Origin of the sequence: Vibrio sp. V30_P3S12P165 (assembly GCF_009904905.1) — a bacterium.
GTDB classification, from domain to species: Bacteria; Pseudomonadota; Gammaproteobacteria; order Enterobacterales; family Vibrionaceae; genus Vibrio; species Vibrio fujianensis.
In genome coordinates, this window is the sequence record NZ_WXWH01000041.1 from 43726 (window position 1) to 62158 (window position 18433).

Genomic DNA, 18433 nt, shown 5'->3' on the forward strand with positions numbered 1-18433 from the left:
TGTATCCCAATTGACTTAACGCACTTTAAGCGTTGCTAGACCGATCAAAACCAATACAATCGAAATAATCCAAAAACGCACGATCACTCGTGGTTCTGGCCATCCTTTCAATTCATAGTGATGATGAATCGGGGCCATACGGAAAATACGTTGACCACGTAATTTATAAGAGCCTACCTGTAAAATCACAGATACGGTTTCCATAACGAAAACGCCCCCCATGATCACCAACACAAACTCTTGCCGCACCAGCACGGCAATCGTGCCTAATGCTCCACCTAAGGCAAGAGACCCAACATCGCCCATAAATACTTGCGCTGGATAGGTATTAAACCACAAAAAGCCCAAGCCAGCCCCGACCATCGCGGTACAAACCACGACTAGCTCCGAGGTATAAGGGATATAAGGAATATGCAAATAATTGGCAAATTGGACATTCCCTGTAGCCCAAGCAATCGCACCAAACGCAGCAGAGACTAAGACAGTCGGCATAATAGCAAGCCCATCCAGCCCATCGGTTAAGTTCACCGCGTTGCTGGTACCAACAATGACAAAATAGGTCAATACAATATACAGTACCCCCAGTTGAGGCATCACATCTTTAAAAAAGGGGACAACTAATTGTGTTGCGGCAGTATCTTGCCCATGTGTATACAAAACAAATGCGACGACTAACGCAATCGCGGACTGCCAAAAATATTTCCAACGCGCAATGAGCCCATCGGTATTTTTACGGACCACTTTACGATAATCATCGACAAAACCGATCACGCCATAACCAGTCAATACTGCTAATACCGCCCAAACATAGGGGTTAGTGAGATCAGTCCACAAGAGTACCGTAATGATGATCGAGGCTAAAATCATCACCCCTCCCATCGTTGGCGTACCTCGTTTACTGAAATGAGATTCAGGCCCATCGTTACGGACAACCTGACCAATTTGTAGCAATTGCAAGCGCTTAATCAACCGAGGCCCCATCCACAATGACAAGCCTAATGCCGTCAGGATGCTGACTATCGCGCGAAACGATAAATATTCGAACAATCGAAAAAACGAAAAATATGGCTGGAGTAACTCGGCAAGCCAAATAATCATGAGTATTTCTCCTTGAGAGCAGTAACAATTTGGCTCATTCCTGAACTGTTCGCCCCTTTGACGAGCAGAACATGAGCACATTCTGATTGCTTTTTGAGTTGCTGCTCAATAAACACAAACATATCTTGATGCGTCTCGAAGTGCTGGCCGTGACAACATTCGCTGATCACTCGCGCATCTTCTCCATACGTCAAAATATAATCAAATTGGAATGGGGCAGCATGTTTACCGACTTGCTGATGAAGTGCAAGACTTTCCTCACCTAACTCAGCCATATTGCCTAAAATTAACCAACGCACTCCAGAAAAAGAGCCTAATAAATCGATGGCGGCTTTCATCGCCGGTACACTGGCATTGTAACTGTCGTCAATCAGGCGAATATTCGAAGTCAATGGGGTAACATCAACTCGACCTTTAATGGCTAAAAGATGTTCAAGCCCATATTTTACGTCAGCAAGATTTGCCCCCAGCTCCATCGCCAAGGCGCTTGCTGCTAACGCATTAGCTACGTTATGCTGACCAACGATGGTTAAAGAAACGCTGGTTTCCCCCTGCGGAGTCACTAAAATAAAATGCGCTTTTCCCTCGTCATTTAATACGATATCCCGAGCAGAAAAGTCAGCGGAAGGTTGGTTAACCGAAAAAGTTTTAACCCTTTTGTCGGCTAACACTGGCGTCCAGAGTTCCCCGCCATGACTCTCTAAATTAACAAGTGCCGTTTTCCCTGACGCTAACCCTTGGTAAATTTCGCCTTTCGCCTGTTTAACCCCATCAAGCGAACCGAAACCTTCTAAGTGTGCGGCTGCCACATTATTCACTAAGGCAACATCGGGGTTGACCAATCCCACTGTATAGGCGATTTCGCCTCGATGATTCGCGCCCAACTCTATCACGGCAAAATCATCTTGCGGTGTAGAACGCAGTAAGGTTAATGGCACACCGACGTCGTTATTAAAGTTACCAGAGGTAAAAAGAACCTGTCCTTTTATCGATAAAATACTGGCGGTCATCTCTTTGACTGTCGTTTTACCACAACTTCCGGTAATGGCGATGGTTGCTGTCTGACACTGTTGATGTACCCAAGCAGCCAGCTGCCCAAGTGCTTGTTTGCTATTATTCACCACGAGTTGAGGAATATTGACGGATAACTGACGCTCCACAAGCAGCGCACAAGCCCCCGCATCTACCGCTTGTTGAGCAAACTGATGGGCATCAAATCGCTCGCCAACTAATGCGACGAATAACGCTTGCTGACCCATCTGACGGGTATCCGTAGAAACTGAAGTGATGACGCAGTTTTCGCCAATGAGTTGAGCTTTTAATACCTCACGAAGCGTCTCAAGGTTGGTGGTTATCATGCTAAGAGCCCTAATAAAATTTGCGCCGATTCTCGATCGGAGTAGTGAACCGTTTGGTCGGCGAGGATTTGGTACTCTTCATGCCCTTTCCCCGCGAGTAAAATAATGTCATTCTCTTTGGCATGATGCAGAGCAAAAGCCAATGCGTTAAAGCGGTTGTGCTCTACATGAGCCTGTTGATGGCTTAGCCCGACCAGCATATCTTGTATGATCGCATCGGGAGACTCACTACGGGGGTTGTCATCAGTCAAAATCATTCGATCTGCAAACTGCTCAGCAATCGCTACCATCATCGGACGCTTGCCTTTATCTCGGTCGCCACCACAGCCGAAAATCACCCACAGTGTTCCTTGGCAATGAATTCGTAATGCCCGTAACGCTTTTTCTAGTGCATCCGGCGTATGTGCATAATCAACCACAACTTGAGCTTTCCCCGCAGCATGAAACAACTCCATTCGTCCAACAACGGGGCGAAGTTGAGCGGCGGTCTCAATCAATTTCTGTTTTTCGATCCCTAAGCTTAGTAAGGTGGTAAATGCCAGTAACACATTTTCTGCATTAAATTCGCCGATTAACGGTACCTTCAAATGCCCTTCTCCCCAGCTGCCTGAAAAGTCGAGCGAAATACCATTTGAGGTATAATGAACCGCGGTTGCCCACACCCCTTGTTGCGTAGTTGGTTCTGTGTGTAGTGACACACCAATCGCATGAGGTAGCATCTCTACCCAACTTGCTCCTACCGGATCATCAACATTAATAATCGCTTGTTGGCAATGATGTTCAGTAAATAGCGAGCGCTTGGCTTCGGCATAAGCCTCCATTGTACCGTGGTAATCAAGGTGATCACGGCTTAGGTTAGAAAAGACACCAGCCACAAAAGGAACAGCCCTTACCCGTCCCTGGATTAAACCATGAGATGATACCTCCATCGCAGTATAAGTTGCGCCGGCATCAGCGAATTCACGTAATGTCGCTTGTACGTCTATAGCATTGCCCGTGGTATTTTGGCTCGCTTGTAATGATGATAAAAAACCATTGCCAGTCGTACCCATCACGGCCGATTTTTGTCCAATCGCCTCAAGCCATTGAGCGATTAACTGGCTAATAGTCGTTTTACCATTGGTGCCTGTCACTGCAATGACTTGATTGTGATGGCCGCCATACACTCGCCCAGCCAGTTCAGATAACATATCAGGTAATGCCTCAAGAAAAAGAACGGGCACCGAATCTCTCAATTGTAATAAGCCATGCGCAGCCTCTTCACTCGCTTGGGCTAAAACTAACTGTGCGCCTTGCGCAATCGCTTTATCGATAAATTGCCGCCCATCAACAGAGTGTCCTTGAATCGCAATAAAAGTATCACCTAACCTGATATGACGGCTGTCCAACTTTAAGTGCTGGATACGCAAAGCATCTAAACGTGAATCATTGACGCAAAGCCAAGGAGCAAGTAATTGAGCTAAAGAGAGGGAAGTATTCATCCGTTATTCCATATCGTGCGCATAATTGACTGGCTAATTTGATGATTGAAAGCGGTTTTCATCAGGGGCGATATTTAAAATTTGTAACGCTCCTTGCATGATTTCAGAAAATACAGGGCCAGCCACTGCACCACCATAATAAGAATCCCCTTGCGGTTCATTCACCATCACCACTAACGAAATGCGAGGGTCACTCACCGGAGCAACCCCTGCGGTATAAGCAAAATATTCGTCACTATAACCACCAGCAACGGCTTTCCGTGATGTGCCAGACTTAGCGGCAATACGATAACCAGGAACAGCAGCTTGAGTGGCTGTCCCTCCCGGTTGAGTGACGGTTTCTAACATGGTGAGCACCTGCTTGGCATATTGCTCTTCAACCACTCGCTGCGCCAAATTTTGTTGATTACTATCAATAATATGCACCGGCTGATAAACACCTAAATTACCTAATGTAGCATAAGCATGAGCAAGTTGAATGGGGGTAATGGAAATGCCATAACCAAATGCTAACGTGGCAATTTCAAAGGGAGACCAACGCCGACGATTAGGAAAAATACCGCTGCTTTCACCGACGAGATTTAACCCTGACACTTCACCAAGCCCAACCGCACTGTACATTGCGAGTAAGTCCTCAAGTGGCATACCTAACGCTAATTTCGCAACGCCTACATTGCTCGATTTTTTCAAGATCAGCTGTAAGTTTGCTTTGCCAACCTTAGATGTGTCTCTGACTCGACTCCCACCGACCTGCATAACCCCATCACCAGTATCAATAATCGTGGTCTCATCAGCCGTACCGTTGGCTAATGCCGTCAAAACCACAAACGGTTTGACGGTTGATCCAGGTTCAAATGCATCGGTAATCACTCGGTTACGCATTTTAAAACTTTGCCAATCACTACGATTATTCGGGTTATAGGAAGGCGCATTGACCATAGCTAACACCGCGCCCGTTTTGACATCAAGCATCACCGCAGAGGCAGAGGTCGCCCGATAATCGGCCATAGCTTGCTTTACCGCACGAAAAGCAATCGCTTGTAAGCGTTGATCAATGGTTAATGGTAATGGTTTACCTTCTTCTCGTTCTTCTAAGGCAATATTTTCAACCACACGACCATAACGATCTTTGCGAATAATGCTCTTGCCAGCTTCTCCAGTAAGCCATTTGTCATAACTGCGCTCTACCCCTTCTAAACCATGACCATCAATACCAGTCACACCGATCAAGTGAGCACTAACTTCTCCAGCAGGATAATAGCGACGAGATTCTGATTTTAGCCCAACGCCCGTGAGCTTAAGCTCACGAATGTATTTCGCCATCGCGGGACTGACTTGACGCTGTAAATAAACAAAGCGACGAGTTTGGTTGGTTTCGATTTTTTTTAGCATTTCTTGTCGATCCAGCCCAAGTACATCCGCTAAGGCATGCCACCTATCTTTCTCAACCAAACCGCCTTGTTTAAAGATTGTTACCGGATCAGCCCACACAGCTTCAACAGGAACACTAACGGCTAAGGCTTCACCATTCCGATCAGAAATAATGCCGCGAGCTGAATGTAAAGTTTCCGCTCGAACAGAACGTAGATCACCTTCACGAATCAAGTTATCCGGCTCAATGATTTGAATAAACGCAAGTCGACTTACCAGAGCACCAAAGGCCAACAACACAAAAAAAATAATGAGAAAAAATCGCCAGCGGATAAATACCGGAGACGATTTTTCTGTTGTCTTCGCCTTCAAATTTGATTGGGCTTTTTTCTTTGATGGCGTTTTACTCATTTCAACTCAATCACAACCTCTTTATCAGCATCCGGTCGCTTCATCATTAGTTCCTTGCTTGCTAAGTCCTGTACTCGGCTGTGCTCAGATAAAGCGGTTTCTTCTAAAATTAAATTTCGCCATTCATTGTCTAGATGATCTCGCTGTTGCAACGCAGTGTTTTTCTCGGTGACCGATTGACGAGTATGATGTGTGGTAAAAACAATGGCCATGGCGCTCATAAAGATAGTCATCATGAGCAGAAGCGGTAGTCGACCTACCGTCAATAGGTCGAAGGCAATTAATTTAGTGAGATTCGGTTGAGATGACGACATAGCAACGTTAAAGTTTTTCGGCCACACGTAACACTGAACTTCGTGAACGTGGATTCAGTGATACTTCATGCTCAGAAGGTTTAATCGCTTTGCCGATCGTTTTCAATTTCGCTCGCCCAAGTGCGCTAATTTGAGCTTCAGTCAGTGGAATACCATGTGGAACTTCAGGGCCTTTACTCTCTTTACGGATAAAGCGTTTGACCATTCTATCTTCCAATGAGTGAAAGCTAATAACAGAAAGCCGCCCTTCGGGAGCCAGAATATTGGCTGCACCTTGTAAAGCGGTATCAATCTCTTCCAATTCACTATTGATATAAATTCGGAATGCTTGAAATGCGCGAGTCGCGGGATGTTTTTTCTCTTTAAAACTCTTAGGCGCAGCTTCTGAAATCAACTTCGCTAACTGACTGGTTCGGGTCAGTGGTGCATTCTCTGGATTTTCTTGATAGGCGATGATGGCTTTGGCAATGCGCCTAGCATGTTTATCTTCACCAAATTCCCGAATAACCCAAGTGATATCATCAAGATCAGCTTCCAATAACCATTGCGAAACAGGAATACCTGAACTGGGATCCATGCGCATATCCAGTGGACCATCCTTCATAAAGCTAAATCCACGCTCAGCATCATCAAGCTGTGGTGAGGAAACCCCCAAATCAAACAGCACACCATCCACTTTGCCTTGTAACCCATATTGGATCGCATATTGAGCAATGCCTGAAAAAGGACCATGAATAATGGTAAAACGCGGATCGTCTATTTTTTTTGCTTCTGCAATCGCCTGTGGATCGCGGTCAATACTATATAAGCGCCCATTTTCACCAAGTTGAGATAAAATAGTCCGGCTATGCCCTCCCCGGCCAAAAGTTCCATCGATATAAATTCCATCCGGTTTAATAGCAAGCCCTTCGATAGATTCATGAAGCAGCACCGAAATATGTTGGAAAGATTCAGTCATAAGATTCTCGTTTCGCTCAGTTAAGCGGCCTTGGTGATTAAGTTAGTGTACCGATTTTCCACTTCATCGCTACCCATAAACATAGATAGGACGTGACATTGCGCTAAGTTTAATGGTTTTACCATCGACTAAGTCAATAAAAAGCAAAAAACCCATTATAACCGAGGGCTATAATGGGTCTGAATAGGTGGAGTCGACGTATAAGCCGGGTTCTGTTCCGCTTGCGCGGTAGTAGCCATTCCTCTAGGCCAGCAATCACTCACTGGCTCAAGCAACCTACCCGCCTCCTAACGCGAGCAACGCTATGTGGAAGCCTATTTGGTCTTGCTCCGGGTGGAGTTTACCTTGCTACGAACTGTTGCCAGCCGCACGGTGCGCTCTTACCGCACCCTTTCACCCTTACCTGATCCCCGAAGGGCCATCGGCGGTCTTCTCTCTGCTGCACTTGTCGTAGGCTTGCGCCCCCCAGGCGTTACCTGGCACCCTGCTCTATGGAGCCCGGACTTTCCTCCCCCTTATCAGTCTCCCTAACACACGGTTAAGGGACGTCAATAAGGCAGCGACTACCCAGTCAACTCCGAGCACGGATTCTATAGATAACCACAGAGGCTGTCTAGCAACAATCCAAACATCAGACAGAAATCAGATTAACCGTTCAAAAAAACATCACGATGATAAATAATCCAGCCCCCATTTATATAAGGCGTTTTTTTTCAAATTATAAATTTCTGCCGCTAAGGCTGCTGCTTTTTTCAGTGGTAACTCTTTCGTTAAGATGGCTAATGCTCTTAAGGCTTGATCCGGCAATGCGTCATTTTTTTCTTCTCGATGACCATGAATAAGCAATACCATCTCGCCACGTTTACGATTTTCATCTTCTTCTATCCAGGTGATCAATTCACCAAGTGGTAAGCCTTGAATCGTTTCAAAGGTTTTAGTCAGTTCACGAGCGAGCACCACCTGACGATCTGGCCCAAGGATTTCTAACATATCTCGCAAAGATTCACTAATACGATGTGGCGACTCATAAAAAATACAGGTTCGCTCTGCTTTAGCGATCTCTAACAATTTATCTTTACGACCTTTGCTTTTAGCCGGAAGAAAACCTTCAAAGCTAAACCTATCAGAAGGTAAACCAGAGGCACTTAATGCGGTAATCACGGCACAAGCGCCAGGAAGAGGGACAACTTTTACACCCGCTTGACGACATTGCGTGACTAAATGATAACCTGGATCACTAATCAGAGGCGTCCCTGCATCGGAAACGAGCGCAATAGAAAAACCTGACAATAATTTATCAACTAACACTTGAGCTTTTTGCTGTTCGTTGTGATCATGCAAGGCAAACGTCTTCGTTTGAATATTGAAGTGAGCCAATAATTTACCAGTATGACGCGTATCTTCCGCTGCGATAACATCAACACGGGAAAGTACATCGAGTGCTCGCTGAGTTATATCGCCTAAATTGCCAATCGGCGTGGGAACGATATAGAGCGTTGGGACCTCAGCAAGCAAGGTTTTGTTATCTGTCATTTGTTTACCATCACTTCAACGATTAATATAGAGACCATCTTACACGGAATAATGAAAGAACTCATGGCTATGAAGAACCATCAGAGACGCAGTGTAACACGCTTACTTACTCCTGTTGCATTGGCGATCATGCTTGCAGCTTGTTCAACGACCTCTTCGATTCCTGAATCGGTCGATATTACCAGCCAACCTGAACTGGCAACACAAACGTATCTCATGCGGGCGGATAGCAGCCAAGGTCAATTGCAAAATGACTGGTTAATCATGGCATTAAAATCTGCGGTTGCTGAAGGAGAAAGCACACAAGCAGAATTACTGATTCGTCGGCTCTCTAAACAGCACTTAACCACATCACAGCAAGCCGAGTGGCAATTGGCCAGAGCCCAGTTATTGGTTAACCATGAGCAGTATCAGCAAGCCTTAGCTCAGCTGAATTTCAAAGCAAACTGGTCAGTGGCCCCTCAACAGTGGCAAACTTACCATCAATTAAGAGCCGATATTTTTACTACGCTTAATCGAGCGTTTGACTCTAGCCGAGAACTGGTGGCCCTTTATGATCTTACTCCCGTCGAGCAGCAAGAAGCGATTGCGGATCAAATTTGGCTAAACCTCAATCATTATTCTAGTTACGCCATTACTAAATTTTCAGCACAACCTGATGAAGAGATCTTAGACGGCTGGTTACAACTCACTATTTATGTCAAAACATTGGCTAACGATTTACCTCAACTAAAAAATACCTTAGAAAAGTGGTTAAACGAAAACCCTCAGCATCCCGCAGCACAATATACGCCTCAGGCCATCCAAGATATTTTAGCGCTTGATCTGGTTCAACCAACTCATACCGCTCTTTTATTACCGTTAACAGGCCGCTTTGCTAAGCAAGCTCAATTAATTCGTGACGGGTTTATTATGGCAATGATGAATGACTCACAACGTCAGCCTGATGCCACATTGACCATTTTAGATACCAATGCAGAAACATTAGAATCGATTGATACTATCCTGACACAAAAGAAAATAGACTTTATTGTCGGGCCATTGGTCAAAGATAATATAGAAAAATTGCAATCATTCCAGAAACAACGCGGGCAAAGCATTCCAACCTTAGCCTTAAATATTCCAGAACAAATGGATGAACAAGCCAACACTTGTTATTTAACGCTATCTCCCGAGCAAGAAGTTGCGCAAGCTGCGAAATACTTATTTAGTCAAGGCTACCAATATCCATTAGTTCTCGCGCCACAAGGCAGCTATGGCGAACGTGTGGTTGATGCATTTACACAAGAGTGGCGTAAGTTCAGCAAAAATGCCGTAACCAGTAACCTATTCGGAGACAAACGGCAGTTACAACGCAATATTAACCGTGTTTTTGGTCTACAGGACAGCCAGCAAAATATAGCACAAATGAATGCATTATTAGGCATGAGTTTTGAGAGCCAACCGCGTAGTCGTAGAGACATTGATGCCGTATATATTGCCGCCAGTAGTTCAGATCTTATTCTAATTAAACCTTTTATTGAGGTCGCTATAAACCCAGATACTCGGCCACCGAAACTATTTTCTAATTCAACCAGTCATGCTAGCGGTCGTCAGTTTGAAGACCTTTCTGGCATCACTTACAGTGATATTCCATTACTGATCCAGCCCACACAAAGCATCGCCAAGCAGGTTGAACAGTTATGGCCCAAATCGTCGAATGCGGATCGCCGCTTACAAGCCCTGGGTATGGATGCCTATCGATTAATGGTGGAACTCCCACAGATGAAAGTAGTCGAAGGTTACACGATTCAAGGCCAAACCGGCCTACTTGGTATCGATGAGCAGTGTGTTGTACAACGAGAAATTAGTTGGGCTGAACATGGGGCTCTTTAGCCACCGAGAAACCGGACAACATTACGAGCAATTGGCGGCAGAATATTTAAGCCGCCAAGGGCTAAAGGTTTTAGAACAAAATTTCCATGCACGAGGCGGTGAATTGGATTTGATCATGCAAGATGGAGCCTGTTTGGTCTTTATTGAAGTCAAATATCGTAAAAATCAACATCATGGCCATGCTGCAGAAACCGTCACTCCCCGCAAACAAGCTCGCTTGATTAAAACCGCAAATTGGTGGATGCTCAAGCGTGGTTGCCACATCGAAAACACTGACTTTCGATTTGATGTGGTTGCCATCCATCAACATGGCCAACACATTGAGTGGATAAAAAACGCAATTACCCAAGGATAATCCATGCTCGACAGCATAAAAGATAGTTTTACCGAAAGTATTCAAATTCAAATCGCCGCAGCAGAAGCTCTCCCGGATGCCATTATGCATGCCGCCCAAATTATGGTTGCTAGCTTGCTTAATGGCCAAAAAATTCTGTGCTGTGGCAATGGCGGCTCAGCAGCAAATGCCCAACAATTTGCCTCTTGCCTGCTTAATCGTTTTGAAACAGAGCGTCCTAGCCTTCCAGCAATGGCACTCACCGCAGACAACACCACCTTAACTGCAGTAGCCAATGACTATCACTATCAAGAAATATTTTCTAAACAAGTGAGAGCATTTGGACAAACTGGTGACATTCTACTCGCGATATCGACTAGCGGTAACAGCAAGAATATCATCAAAGCGATGGAAGCAGCCGTTACGCGTGACATGACGATTATCGCGTTAACCGGTAAAGATGGAGGCGAAATGGCAGGGTTGTTAGGCGAAAATGACGTCGAAATTCGGATTCCGTCCCATCGAACAGCGCGTATCCATGAAGTACATATGGTCACATTACACTGTTTATGTGATCTCATTGACCAAGTTTTATTTCCAGCTCATGAAGAGTAAATCATGAAAAATTTACGGTTTTTCCACTTATATCTATTGCCAATACTATTAATCCTTCCGATCCTGTCTGGCTGTGCCGGACTCTTTGTCGCAGGAGCAGCGACCACCGTTAATATCGCAACCGATCCTCGTACAACAACTGAAATCTGGCAAGATCAGGATCTCGCGCTCGAGATCACCGGGCTAAGTAACAAACCACCATATCGAGGAGAAATGCGTATTACGGCTTATGCATTTCGAGGATCAGTCGTGCTAATCGGCCAATCGCTCAATACTGAATTACTCAATCAATTTATCCAGCAAGCCAAGCAAATAAAAGGGGTGAATAAATTACACGATCAAGTCAGAATAACAGAGCCTCTTTCTTTTGCTAAAATCAGTAACGACAGCTGGGTAACAACCAAAGTCAAATCCGCTTTATTAGCAAAATCCGAACTCAATGGGGTAAAAGTTTCCGTTATCACGGAAGATCGCGAAGTATTCTTATTTGGTTATATCACTCGAGAGCATGCAGAGATTGCTACCGATGTTGCGCGCCACGTATCTGGAGTTAAACAGGTCATTAAAGCGTTTGAATATGCTGATTAAATGGGTGCTCGTTTCGATCAGGTTATAATTAGCTCAACCAAATAAAAAAGCAGCGTCATTGCTGCTTTTTTATTTCAATCACTTAATCACCCGAAGACTCGGCCTACCTTGAGGCTTAGGAGATTCATCAATCGATGAGTGTTCAGAACGGTCAACGTCTTCAGCGGAATTATCATGATTGATCTCATCAAGCACCTGTTGGTAAGCAGGTTCAGGATCAAACATTGTTCCAGCGCCGTTTTCACGTGCATAGATCGCTTGTACCGCATACAAGGGCACAATCACCAACTGAGGTCGACCACCAAATCGAGCACTGAAGGTGACCTCATCATTACCCAACTCCAAATTGCCTACAGCACGAGGAGCCACATTCAAAATGATTTGCCCATCTTGCACGTATTCCATCGGCACTCGAACACCATTTAAGGTCGCATCGACAACCAAATGCGGGGTTAATTCATTTTCGAGTAACCAATCGTAAAAGGCACGAAGTATAAATGGTCGACGAGGTGTCATTTGTTCAATATTCATCACACACCTATTAACGAGACAGGCGCATCTCACGCTCTGCTTCGGTTAGCGAAGCAAGGAATGAGTCACGTTCGAATACGCGATTCATATAAACTTTCAGCTCTTTTGAGCCCGGACCAATTAATTCAATCCCTAAGACAGGTAAACGCCATAGCAGCGGCGCTAAATAACAGTCAATAAGGCTAAATTCTTCACTCATAAAATACTCATACTCGGCGAATACGGGAGCTAGAGTAAGAAGATCATTGCGTAATTTGTTACGTGCTGCTTCCGCTTCACTCGCATTACCATTAACAATTTTTTCCGCCAGTGAATACCAGTTTCTTTCTACACGATAGATCATAAGACGGCTATTACCACGAGCCACTGGATAAACTGGCATCAGGGGTGGATGAGGAAAACGCTCATCCAAATATTCCATAATGATTTTTGAGTCATAAAGCGCAAGCTCACGGTCAACTAGAGTAGGGACCGACTTGTATGGATTCAGTTCAATCAGTTCACCTGGTAGGTTATCTTCATCAACCAGTTCAACTTCAACACTGACACCTTTTTCGGCCAGCACAATACGTACCTGATGGCTATACATATCAGACGCACTTGAAAATAGAGTCATCACAGAACGTTTATTGGCAGCTACAGCCATGGAGCCCTCCAGCACACACTTACAAATATAAAAAACAATGGAGGCTTAGCCTCCATTGATGATTCGATGAATCAAAAATTAGCATGGCATAATAGCACAATTAGTGCACATCACGCCAATACTCTTTCTTCAAGGCAATCACAACTATCGCGAATAACACCAGAAACCCCATTACCCACCAACCTAATGTTTGTCTTTCTAATTTGACCGGCTCACCGGAGTACTCCAAAAAATTCACCAAATCACGAACCGCATTATCATACTCTTCCGCATTCAACTCACCATTACCTTTCGACTTAATCCCAACGACCGTTTTCACTACTTCGTCATCTACGCTATGAGTAGCAAAAATGGGTTCTGGCGTTCCTTGCAGCTCTTCAAGCACATGAGGCATTCCAACACTAGGAAAGACAATATTATTCACGCCAAAAGGTCGACTTGGATCGACATAAAAAGAACGTAGGTAAGTGTACAGCCAATCTACCCCTCGAACTCGAGCAACCAAGGTTAAATCTGGTGGTGGTGATCCAAACCATTGTGCGGCCGACTTTTCAGGGATCGCATTAATCATCAACTGACCAATTTTTGTTTGTGGATCAAAAATCAAGTTTTCTTTCATTAGATCATGCGGGATACCAAGATCGTCCGCCACGCGTTCATAACGCTGATATTGTGTTGCATGGCAACCAAAGCAGTAATTCATAAACAACTTGGCACCATTTTGCAGTGAAGCTTTATCGCGTAAATCATTGTTCGCTTTATCCAACACGACATTAACTCCAGCAGCTATGGCTAATGAAGGTAACAGTGCAAACAACATTACAATCCATTTTTTCATTTGAATGTCACCCTCGTTGGTAGCGGCTTCGTTGCCTCATTTTTGCTGTAGAAGAACAACAAAACAAAGAACATAAAGTAGCCTAAGCTAAACAGCTGAGCTAGCAATGTATAGGTTGGTGTTGCAGGTAAAGCGCCTAATATCCCTAAGGCAATAAAACTGATGGTGAATTGAATAATATTAATTAAATGAAATTTACTACGATAGCGGTACGAACGGACTTTGCAGCGATCCAGCCATGGTAATAAAAACAGCATAACGATGGATGCCCCCATTGCAATGACACCAAGCAACTTATCAGGAACAGCACGCAAAATGGCATAAAAGGGCGTGAAATACCAAACAGGAGCAATATGTTCCGGTGTTTTTAATGGGTTAGCAGCTTCGAAGTTAGGCGGCTCAAGAAAATATCCCCCCATCTCCGGATTAAAGAACAGAACGTAACAAAATAGAAATAGGAAACCCGCGACACCAATAAGATCTTTCACCGTACCATAAGGGTGAAAAGGAATTGAATCAATGATGTCGTATTTCTTGGTATAATATTCGTGGAATTTAAACTGTGACTGATAATGCTCGCCCATTGCCCCTTTAGGCAATTTGGTCTCAATGCCATCAGGGTTATTTGAACCAACCTCATGCAACGCCAAGATGTGCAACACAATAAGCAATAATAGTACAATCGGCAACGCTATCACATGTAAGGCAAAAAAGCGGTTAAGTGTTGCTCCAGAGATCACATAATCTCCGCGAATCCATAAGGTAAGGTCATCGCCAATCACAGGTATTGCGCCGAATAGTGAAATAATCACCTGAGCGCCCCAATACGACATTTGCCCCCAAGGTAATAAATAGCCCATAAAAGCTTCTGCCATCAACACAAGGAAGATCAGCATGCCAAAAATCCACAATAATTCTCGTGGTTTTTGGTACGAACCATAAATCAGACCGCGATACATATGCAGATAAATCACGACAAAAAAAGCCGAAGCTCCTGTTGAGTGCATATAGCGCAACAACCAACCATACTCAACATCTCGCATAATATATTCAACCGATGCAAAGGCACCATCACCGGAAGGAACATAATTCATAGTGAGCCAGATGCCGGTTAAAAGCTGGTTAACCAACACCAACATCGCTAAAGAGCCAAATAAATACCAAAAGTTAAAGTTCTTTGGCATTGGGTATTCAGAAAGGTGTTTTTTATACGCATTCATAGCCGGTATGCGTTTTTCCACCCAATCAAGTAGCGCTTGCATTATGCCTCCCCACTTTCATCTAGGCCGATAATTATTTGAGTCTCACTAAGATACATGTGTTTAGGGACAACCAAATTGAGTGGTGCAGGTACACTTTGGAATACACGGCCTGCCATATCAAACTTAGAGCCATGGCAAGGGCAGAAAAAACCAGCTCTTACCCCTTTAACTTGCTCATTAAATGAATCAGGTAAATAAGTGGGTGAGCAACCTAAATGAGTACAAATTCCTACTGCAACAAAATATTCTGGTTTAATCGAACGGTAAGTATTTTGTGCGTAATCTGGCTGCTGCTGTTCCTGAGAGTTTGGATCTCGCAACTGTGTATCATGATTTTTAAGGCTATCGACAATCGTTTGCGAACGCCGAACGACCCATACTGGATTGCCTCGCCACTCGACACGAACCATTTGCCCTTCTTCGAGTTTACTCACATCGACTTCAACAGGAGCCCCTGCTGCTTTCGCTTTTGCACTTGGATTCCAAGATTTAATAAAGGGTACAGCCACTGCGACTGCTCCTAAACCACCGACAACGGCTGTTGTTGCAGTTAAGAACCGTCTGCGACCATGATTTAAAGGCGCATTGCTCATCCAGACATTCTCCCACTTGCTCCTTATGGATTGCTGCTATTCCGTTTAAGAGCATGGCTAACAAAAATACTAATTAGTTGTATTTATTTGATAGCAAATGATAAATAAAACCCCACTTTTTGACAAGATAAAGCTACCTTTTATTAACATTCATCAAATAATTCGTATGTGAAGTCACATAAAGAGGCCCGACTCAAAAGAATACGGCGAGTTTAATAACCAAATGGAATGGATAACAAAGTAACGTGGAGCAATATCCACGAAGGCTAGCATACTGGAAAGGAATATAGAGGAAATAAAAAAACAAAAAGCTCGGTATAAAACCGAGCTTTGCAACCACAATTCAACCGAAGTTGAAAAACAATAATCTTGAAAAGATTAACGTTTAGAGAATTGTGGACGACGACGTGCTTTACGTAGACCAACTTTCTTACGTTCAACGCGACGAGCATCGCGAGTCACATAGCCAGCTGCACGTAGAGCAGGACGTAGAGATTCATCGTATTCCATCAGAGCGCGAGTGATACCGTGACGGATAGCACCTGCTTGACCAGAAATACCACCACCTTTAACAGTGATGTATAGATCAAGTTTCTCTGTCATTTCAACTAACTCTAGAGGTTGTTTCACAACCATACGAGAAGTTGGACGACCGAAGTATTCATCAAGGCTACGCTTGTTGATTACGATGTTGCCGCTGCCTGGTTTAATGAAAACACGCGCAGCTGAGCTTTTGCGACGGCCAGTGCCGTAGTATTGATTCTCTGCCATTTCCGAAATCCCCAATTAGATGTCTAGTACTTTTGGTTGTTGAGCAGCATGGTTGTGCTCAGCGCCAGCGTAAACTTTTAGCTTACGGTACATAGCTCGGCCTAGAGGACCACGTGGAAGCATACCTTTAACCGCTAGCTCAAGTACCATTTCAGGCTTACGTTCGATCAGCTTTTCAAAGCTGAAAGATTTTAGGCCACCTGGGAACTCAGAGTGACGGTAGTACATTTTGTCTTTAGCCTTGTTACCAGTTACAGTAACTTTCTCCGCATTAACCACGATGATGTAATCACCAGTGTCAACGTGTGGAGTGTACTCAGCTTTGTGTTTGCCACGTAGACGAGATGCAATTTCACTTGCTAGACGACCAAGAGTTTTACCTTCAGCGTCTACAATATACCAGTCGCGTTTTACAGTTTCTGGTTTAGCAACGAAAGTTTTCATGCTAATAATAACCCGTTAATTAAAATTTACACTTAAAGGAGCACATTTGCTCCCACTGTCTAAGAGCCCAGACATCACCCCTTCGAGTGGATGGCACTCTCGGCCTAAAAAGACCTGCAGTAACGGTGGGTCGCAGGATTATAGAGAAGAGCGCAGAAAAAATCACCTTTTTTTGTGTAAAAACACAAAAAATTCTTCCTCAGCTGCTTTTTATTTCTTTGTTATGGTAGATGTGGTTTTGCTAAATAATCATAGCTTTGCATTTCAATTAATCGGGATTGACAACGTTTAAATTCAAAATTGAGTCGCCCTTCTGTGTACAATTTATCTAATGACACTTGCGCAGAAATAATCAATTTAACGTGGCGTTCGTAAAACTCATCTACCAAAGCAATAAAACGTCGAGCAGCATCGTCAGATAATGCTCCCATTTGCTTCACCTCAGCCAATAATACCGTATGATAAAGGCGTGATAGCTCAATATAATCATTTGCACTACGAGCCGTTTGGCATAGTTGCGCAAAAGTGGCAAAAAGAACCCCATCACTAGCTTGGAGAACCGATATCTGGCGGTGGTTAACCTCAATTTCATTGCCTGTGTTTTTATCTCTACTGGTTAATTGCTTGTAGTAATTATTCAGGTTGTCTTGTGCTTTTTGATCAAGAGGATAGTGATAAATTTCAGCTTGAGTTAATGTTCTTAATCGGTAATCGATACCATTATCAATATTAAACACCAAGCAATACTCTTCAATTAAATCTATCGCGGGGAGAAAACGAGCTCGCTGTAGGCCATTACGATACAATTCATGAGGAGGAATATTAGACGTTGCCACTAACACAACCCCTCGTTTAAATAAGGCTTGTAATAACGTTGCCAAGATCATTGCATCAGTAATATCTGACACAAAAAATTCATCGAAGCAGATCACTGTGGCTTCCTGACTAAATTTATCAGCAACCCGCTCCAGCGGATCACTGACCTCTTGCAGTTGTTTCAGTTCATCATGTACTCGATACATAAAACGATGAAAATGAACTCGCATTTTGTGTTCACTGGGTAACGCATCAAAAAAGGTGTCCATCAAATAGGTTTTGCCACGCCCTACGCCCCCCCAAAAATAAAGCCCTTTTGGAGCGGGTAGCGTTGCTGTTTTTTTTCCAAACCATTGCTGCCAAAAGGATGGTTTTATCACTGACTTGGAGAAAAATTCCATCAATTGATGATAGAGAGAATCCAGTGCATCAATCGCACGAGCTTGCGAATCATCTTGTTGAAAACCGGAGCGTTTTAGATCTTGTTCATATCGTTGTTTCGGTGTCATGACTGTCTACTACATCTATAAAGGGCAGAAACTGCCATCTAGCGCACATGCATTTTACTTTATCCAATAGAGCTCTCATAGTAACAT

General features: G+C 44.0%; 19 protein-coding genes and 1 other RNA gene. 4 read left to right on the top strand and 16 right to left on the bottom strand.

What is annotated here, in order from left to right; translation table 11 throughout:
* Positions 1-15 precede the first annotated feature (15 nt).
* The 8 genes from mraY to rsmI form a co-directional block, all read right to left on the bottom strand.
* On the bottom strand, positions 16-1098 hold the full coding sequence (gene mraY / locus CAG57_RS09005; RefSeq protein ID WP_099611819.1) for a phospho-N-acetylmuramoyl-pentapeptide-transferase: 1083 nt from the start codon (positions 1096-1098) through the stop codon (positions 16-18).
* Positions 1095-2456, bottom strand: coding sequence for a UDP-N-acetylmuramoyl-tripeptide--D-alanyl-D-alanine ligase (locus CAG57_RS09010; RefSeq protein ID WP_099611818.1), 1362 nt, complete (start codon positions 2454-2456; stop codon positions 1095-1097). Before CAG57_RS09010 ends, mraY begins: the two co-directional genes overlap by 4 nt.
* On the bottom strand, positions 2453-3937 hold the full coding sequence (gene murE, locus CAG57_RS09015) for a UDP-N-acetylmuramoyl-L-alanyl-D-glutamate--2,6-diaminopimelate ligase (protein WP_161427224.1): 1485 nt from the start codon (positions 3935-3937) through the stop codon (positions 2453-2455). The genes CAG57_RS09010 and murE overlap by 4 nt, the downstream gene beginning before the upstream one ends.
* A gap of 33 nt (positions 3938-3970) precedes the next feature.
* Entirely contained in the window at positions 3971-5719 is a 1749-nt protein-coding gene (locus CAG57_RS09020) for a penicillin-binding transpeptidase domain-containing protein (RefSeq protein WP_161427225.1), read from the bottom strand.
* Positions 5716-6033, bottom strand: coding sequence for a cell division protein FtsL (gene ftsL, locus CAG57_RS09025; protein WP_161427226.1), 318 nt, complete (start codon positions 6031-6033; stop codon positions 5716-5718). Before ftsL ends, CAG57_RS09020 begins: the two co-directional genes overlap by 4 nt.
* Positions 6034-6040: 7 nt before the next feature.
* Positions 6041-6991, bottom strand: a complete 951-nt coding sequence (gene rsmH / locus CAG57_RS09030; protein ID WP_161427227.1) for a 16S rRNA (cytosine(1402)-N(4))-methyltransferase RsmH — start codon at positions 6989-6991, stop codon at positions 6041-6043.
* Positions 6992-7176: 185 nt separating this feature from the next.
* Positions 7177-7570, bottom strand: an RNA gene (gene rnpB, locus CAG57_RS09035) — RNase P RNA component class A.
* 87 nt (positions 7571-7657) lie between these two features.
* On the bottom strand, positions 7658-8524 hold the full coding sequence (rsmI, locus tag CAG57_RS09040; RefSeq protein ID WP_161427228.1) for a 16S rRNA (cytidine(1402)-2'-O)-methyltransferase: 867 nt from the start codon (positions 8522-8524) through the stop codon (positions 7658-7660).
* 69 nt (positions 8525-8593) lie between these two features.
* Here rsmI and CAG57_RS09045 point away from each other — a divergent pair, with 69 nt between their 5' ends.
* From CAG57_RS09045 to CAG57_RS09060, 4 genes are read left to right on the top strand one after another with little or no spacing between them, the layout of a single operon-like run.
* On the top strand, positions 8594-10399 hold the full coding sequence (locus CAG57_RS09045; RefSeq protein ID WP_161427235.1) for a penicillin-binding protein activator: 1806 nt from the start codon (positions 8594-8596) through the stop codon (positions 10397-10399).
* Positions 10386-10754 (top strand): YraN family protein, encoded by a 369-nt coding sequence (locus CAG57_RS09050; RefSeq protein ID WP_161427234.1) that lies wholly within the window; start codon positions 10386-10388, stop codon positions 10752-10754. The genes CAG57_RS09045 and CAG57_RS09050 overlap by 14 nt, the downstream gene beginning before the upstream one ends.
* Before the next feature lie 3 nt (positions 10755-10757).
* Positions 10758-11348: a phosphoheptose isomerase gene (locus tag CAG57_RS09055; protein ID WP_099611812.1), complete on the top strand. Its 591-nt coding sequence runs from the start codon at positions 10758-10760 to the stop codon at positions 11346-11348.
* A 3-nt stretch (positions 11349-11351) separates the two neighbouring features.
* A complete protein-coding gene (locus CAG57_RS09060) occupies positions 11352-11936 on the top strand; it encodes a BON domain-containing protein (protein ID WP_161427229.1) in 585 nt (194 codons plus the stop codon).
* Positions 11937-12014: 78 nt separating this feature from the next.
* On the opposite strand, the gene sspB is transcribed toward CAG57_RS09060, so the two are convergent.
* The 8 genes from sspB to zapE form a co-directional block, all read right to left on the bottom strand.
* On the bottom strand, positions 12015-12467 hold the full coding sequence (gene sspB / locus CAG57_RS09065; RefSeq protein WP_099611810.1) for a ClpXP protease specificity-enhancing factor: 453 nt from the start codon (positions 12465-12467) through the stop codon (positions 12015-12017).
* Between the two features lie 10 nt (positions 12468-12477).
* Positions 12478-13113: a stringent starvation protein SspA gene (gene sspA, locus CAG57_RS09070; RefSeq protein WP_099611809.1), complete on the bottom strand. Its 636-nt coding sequence runs from the start codon at positions 13111-13113 to the stop codon at positions 12478-12480.
* A 100-nt stretch (positions 13114-13213) separates the two neighbouring features.
* Complete coding sequence (locus CAG57_RS09075; protein ID WP_161427230.1) at positions 13214-13951, bottom strand: cytochrome c1; 738 nt, start codon at positions 13949-13951, stop codon at positions 13214-13216.
* Entirely contained in the window at positions 13948-15213 is a 1266-nt protein-coding gene (locus tag CAG57_RS09080; RefSeq protein WP_099611807.1) for a cytochrome b, read from the bottom strand. The genes CAG57_RS09075 and CAG57_RS09080 overlap by 4 nt, the downstream gene beginning before the upstream one ends.
* The gene (gene petA, locus CAG57_RS09085; protein WP_161427231.1) at positions 15213-15806 is read right to left on the bottom strand and encodes a ubiquinol-cytochrome c reductase iron-sulfur subunit; all 594 of its coding nucleotides are present in this window, start codon (positions 15804-15806) and stop codon (positions 15213-15215) included. The genes CAG57_RS09080 and petA overlap by 1 nt, the downstream gene beginning before the upstream one ends.
* 378 nt (positions 15807-16184) lie before the next feature.
* Positions 16185-16577 (bottom strand): 30S ribosomal protein S9, encoded by a 393-nt coding sequence (rpsI, locus tag CAG57_RS09090; protein ID WP_078925572.1) that lies wholly within the window; start codon positions 16575-16577, stop codon positions 16185-16187.
* Positions 16578-16592: 15 nt separating this feature from the next.
* Positions 16593-17021: a 50S ribosomal protein L13 gene (gene rplM, locus CAG57_RS09095; protein WP_099611805.1), complete on the bottom strand. Its 429-nt coding sequence runs from the start codon at positions 17019-17021 to the stop codon at positions 16593-16595.
* Between the two features lie 221 nt (positions 17022-17242).
* A complete protein-coding gene (gene zapE, locus CAG57_RS09100; RefSeq protein WP_161430630.1) occupies positions 17243-18346 on the bottom strand; it encodes a cell division protein ZapE in 1104 nt (367 codons plus the stop codon).
* Positions 18347-18433 lie beyond the last annotated feature (87 nt).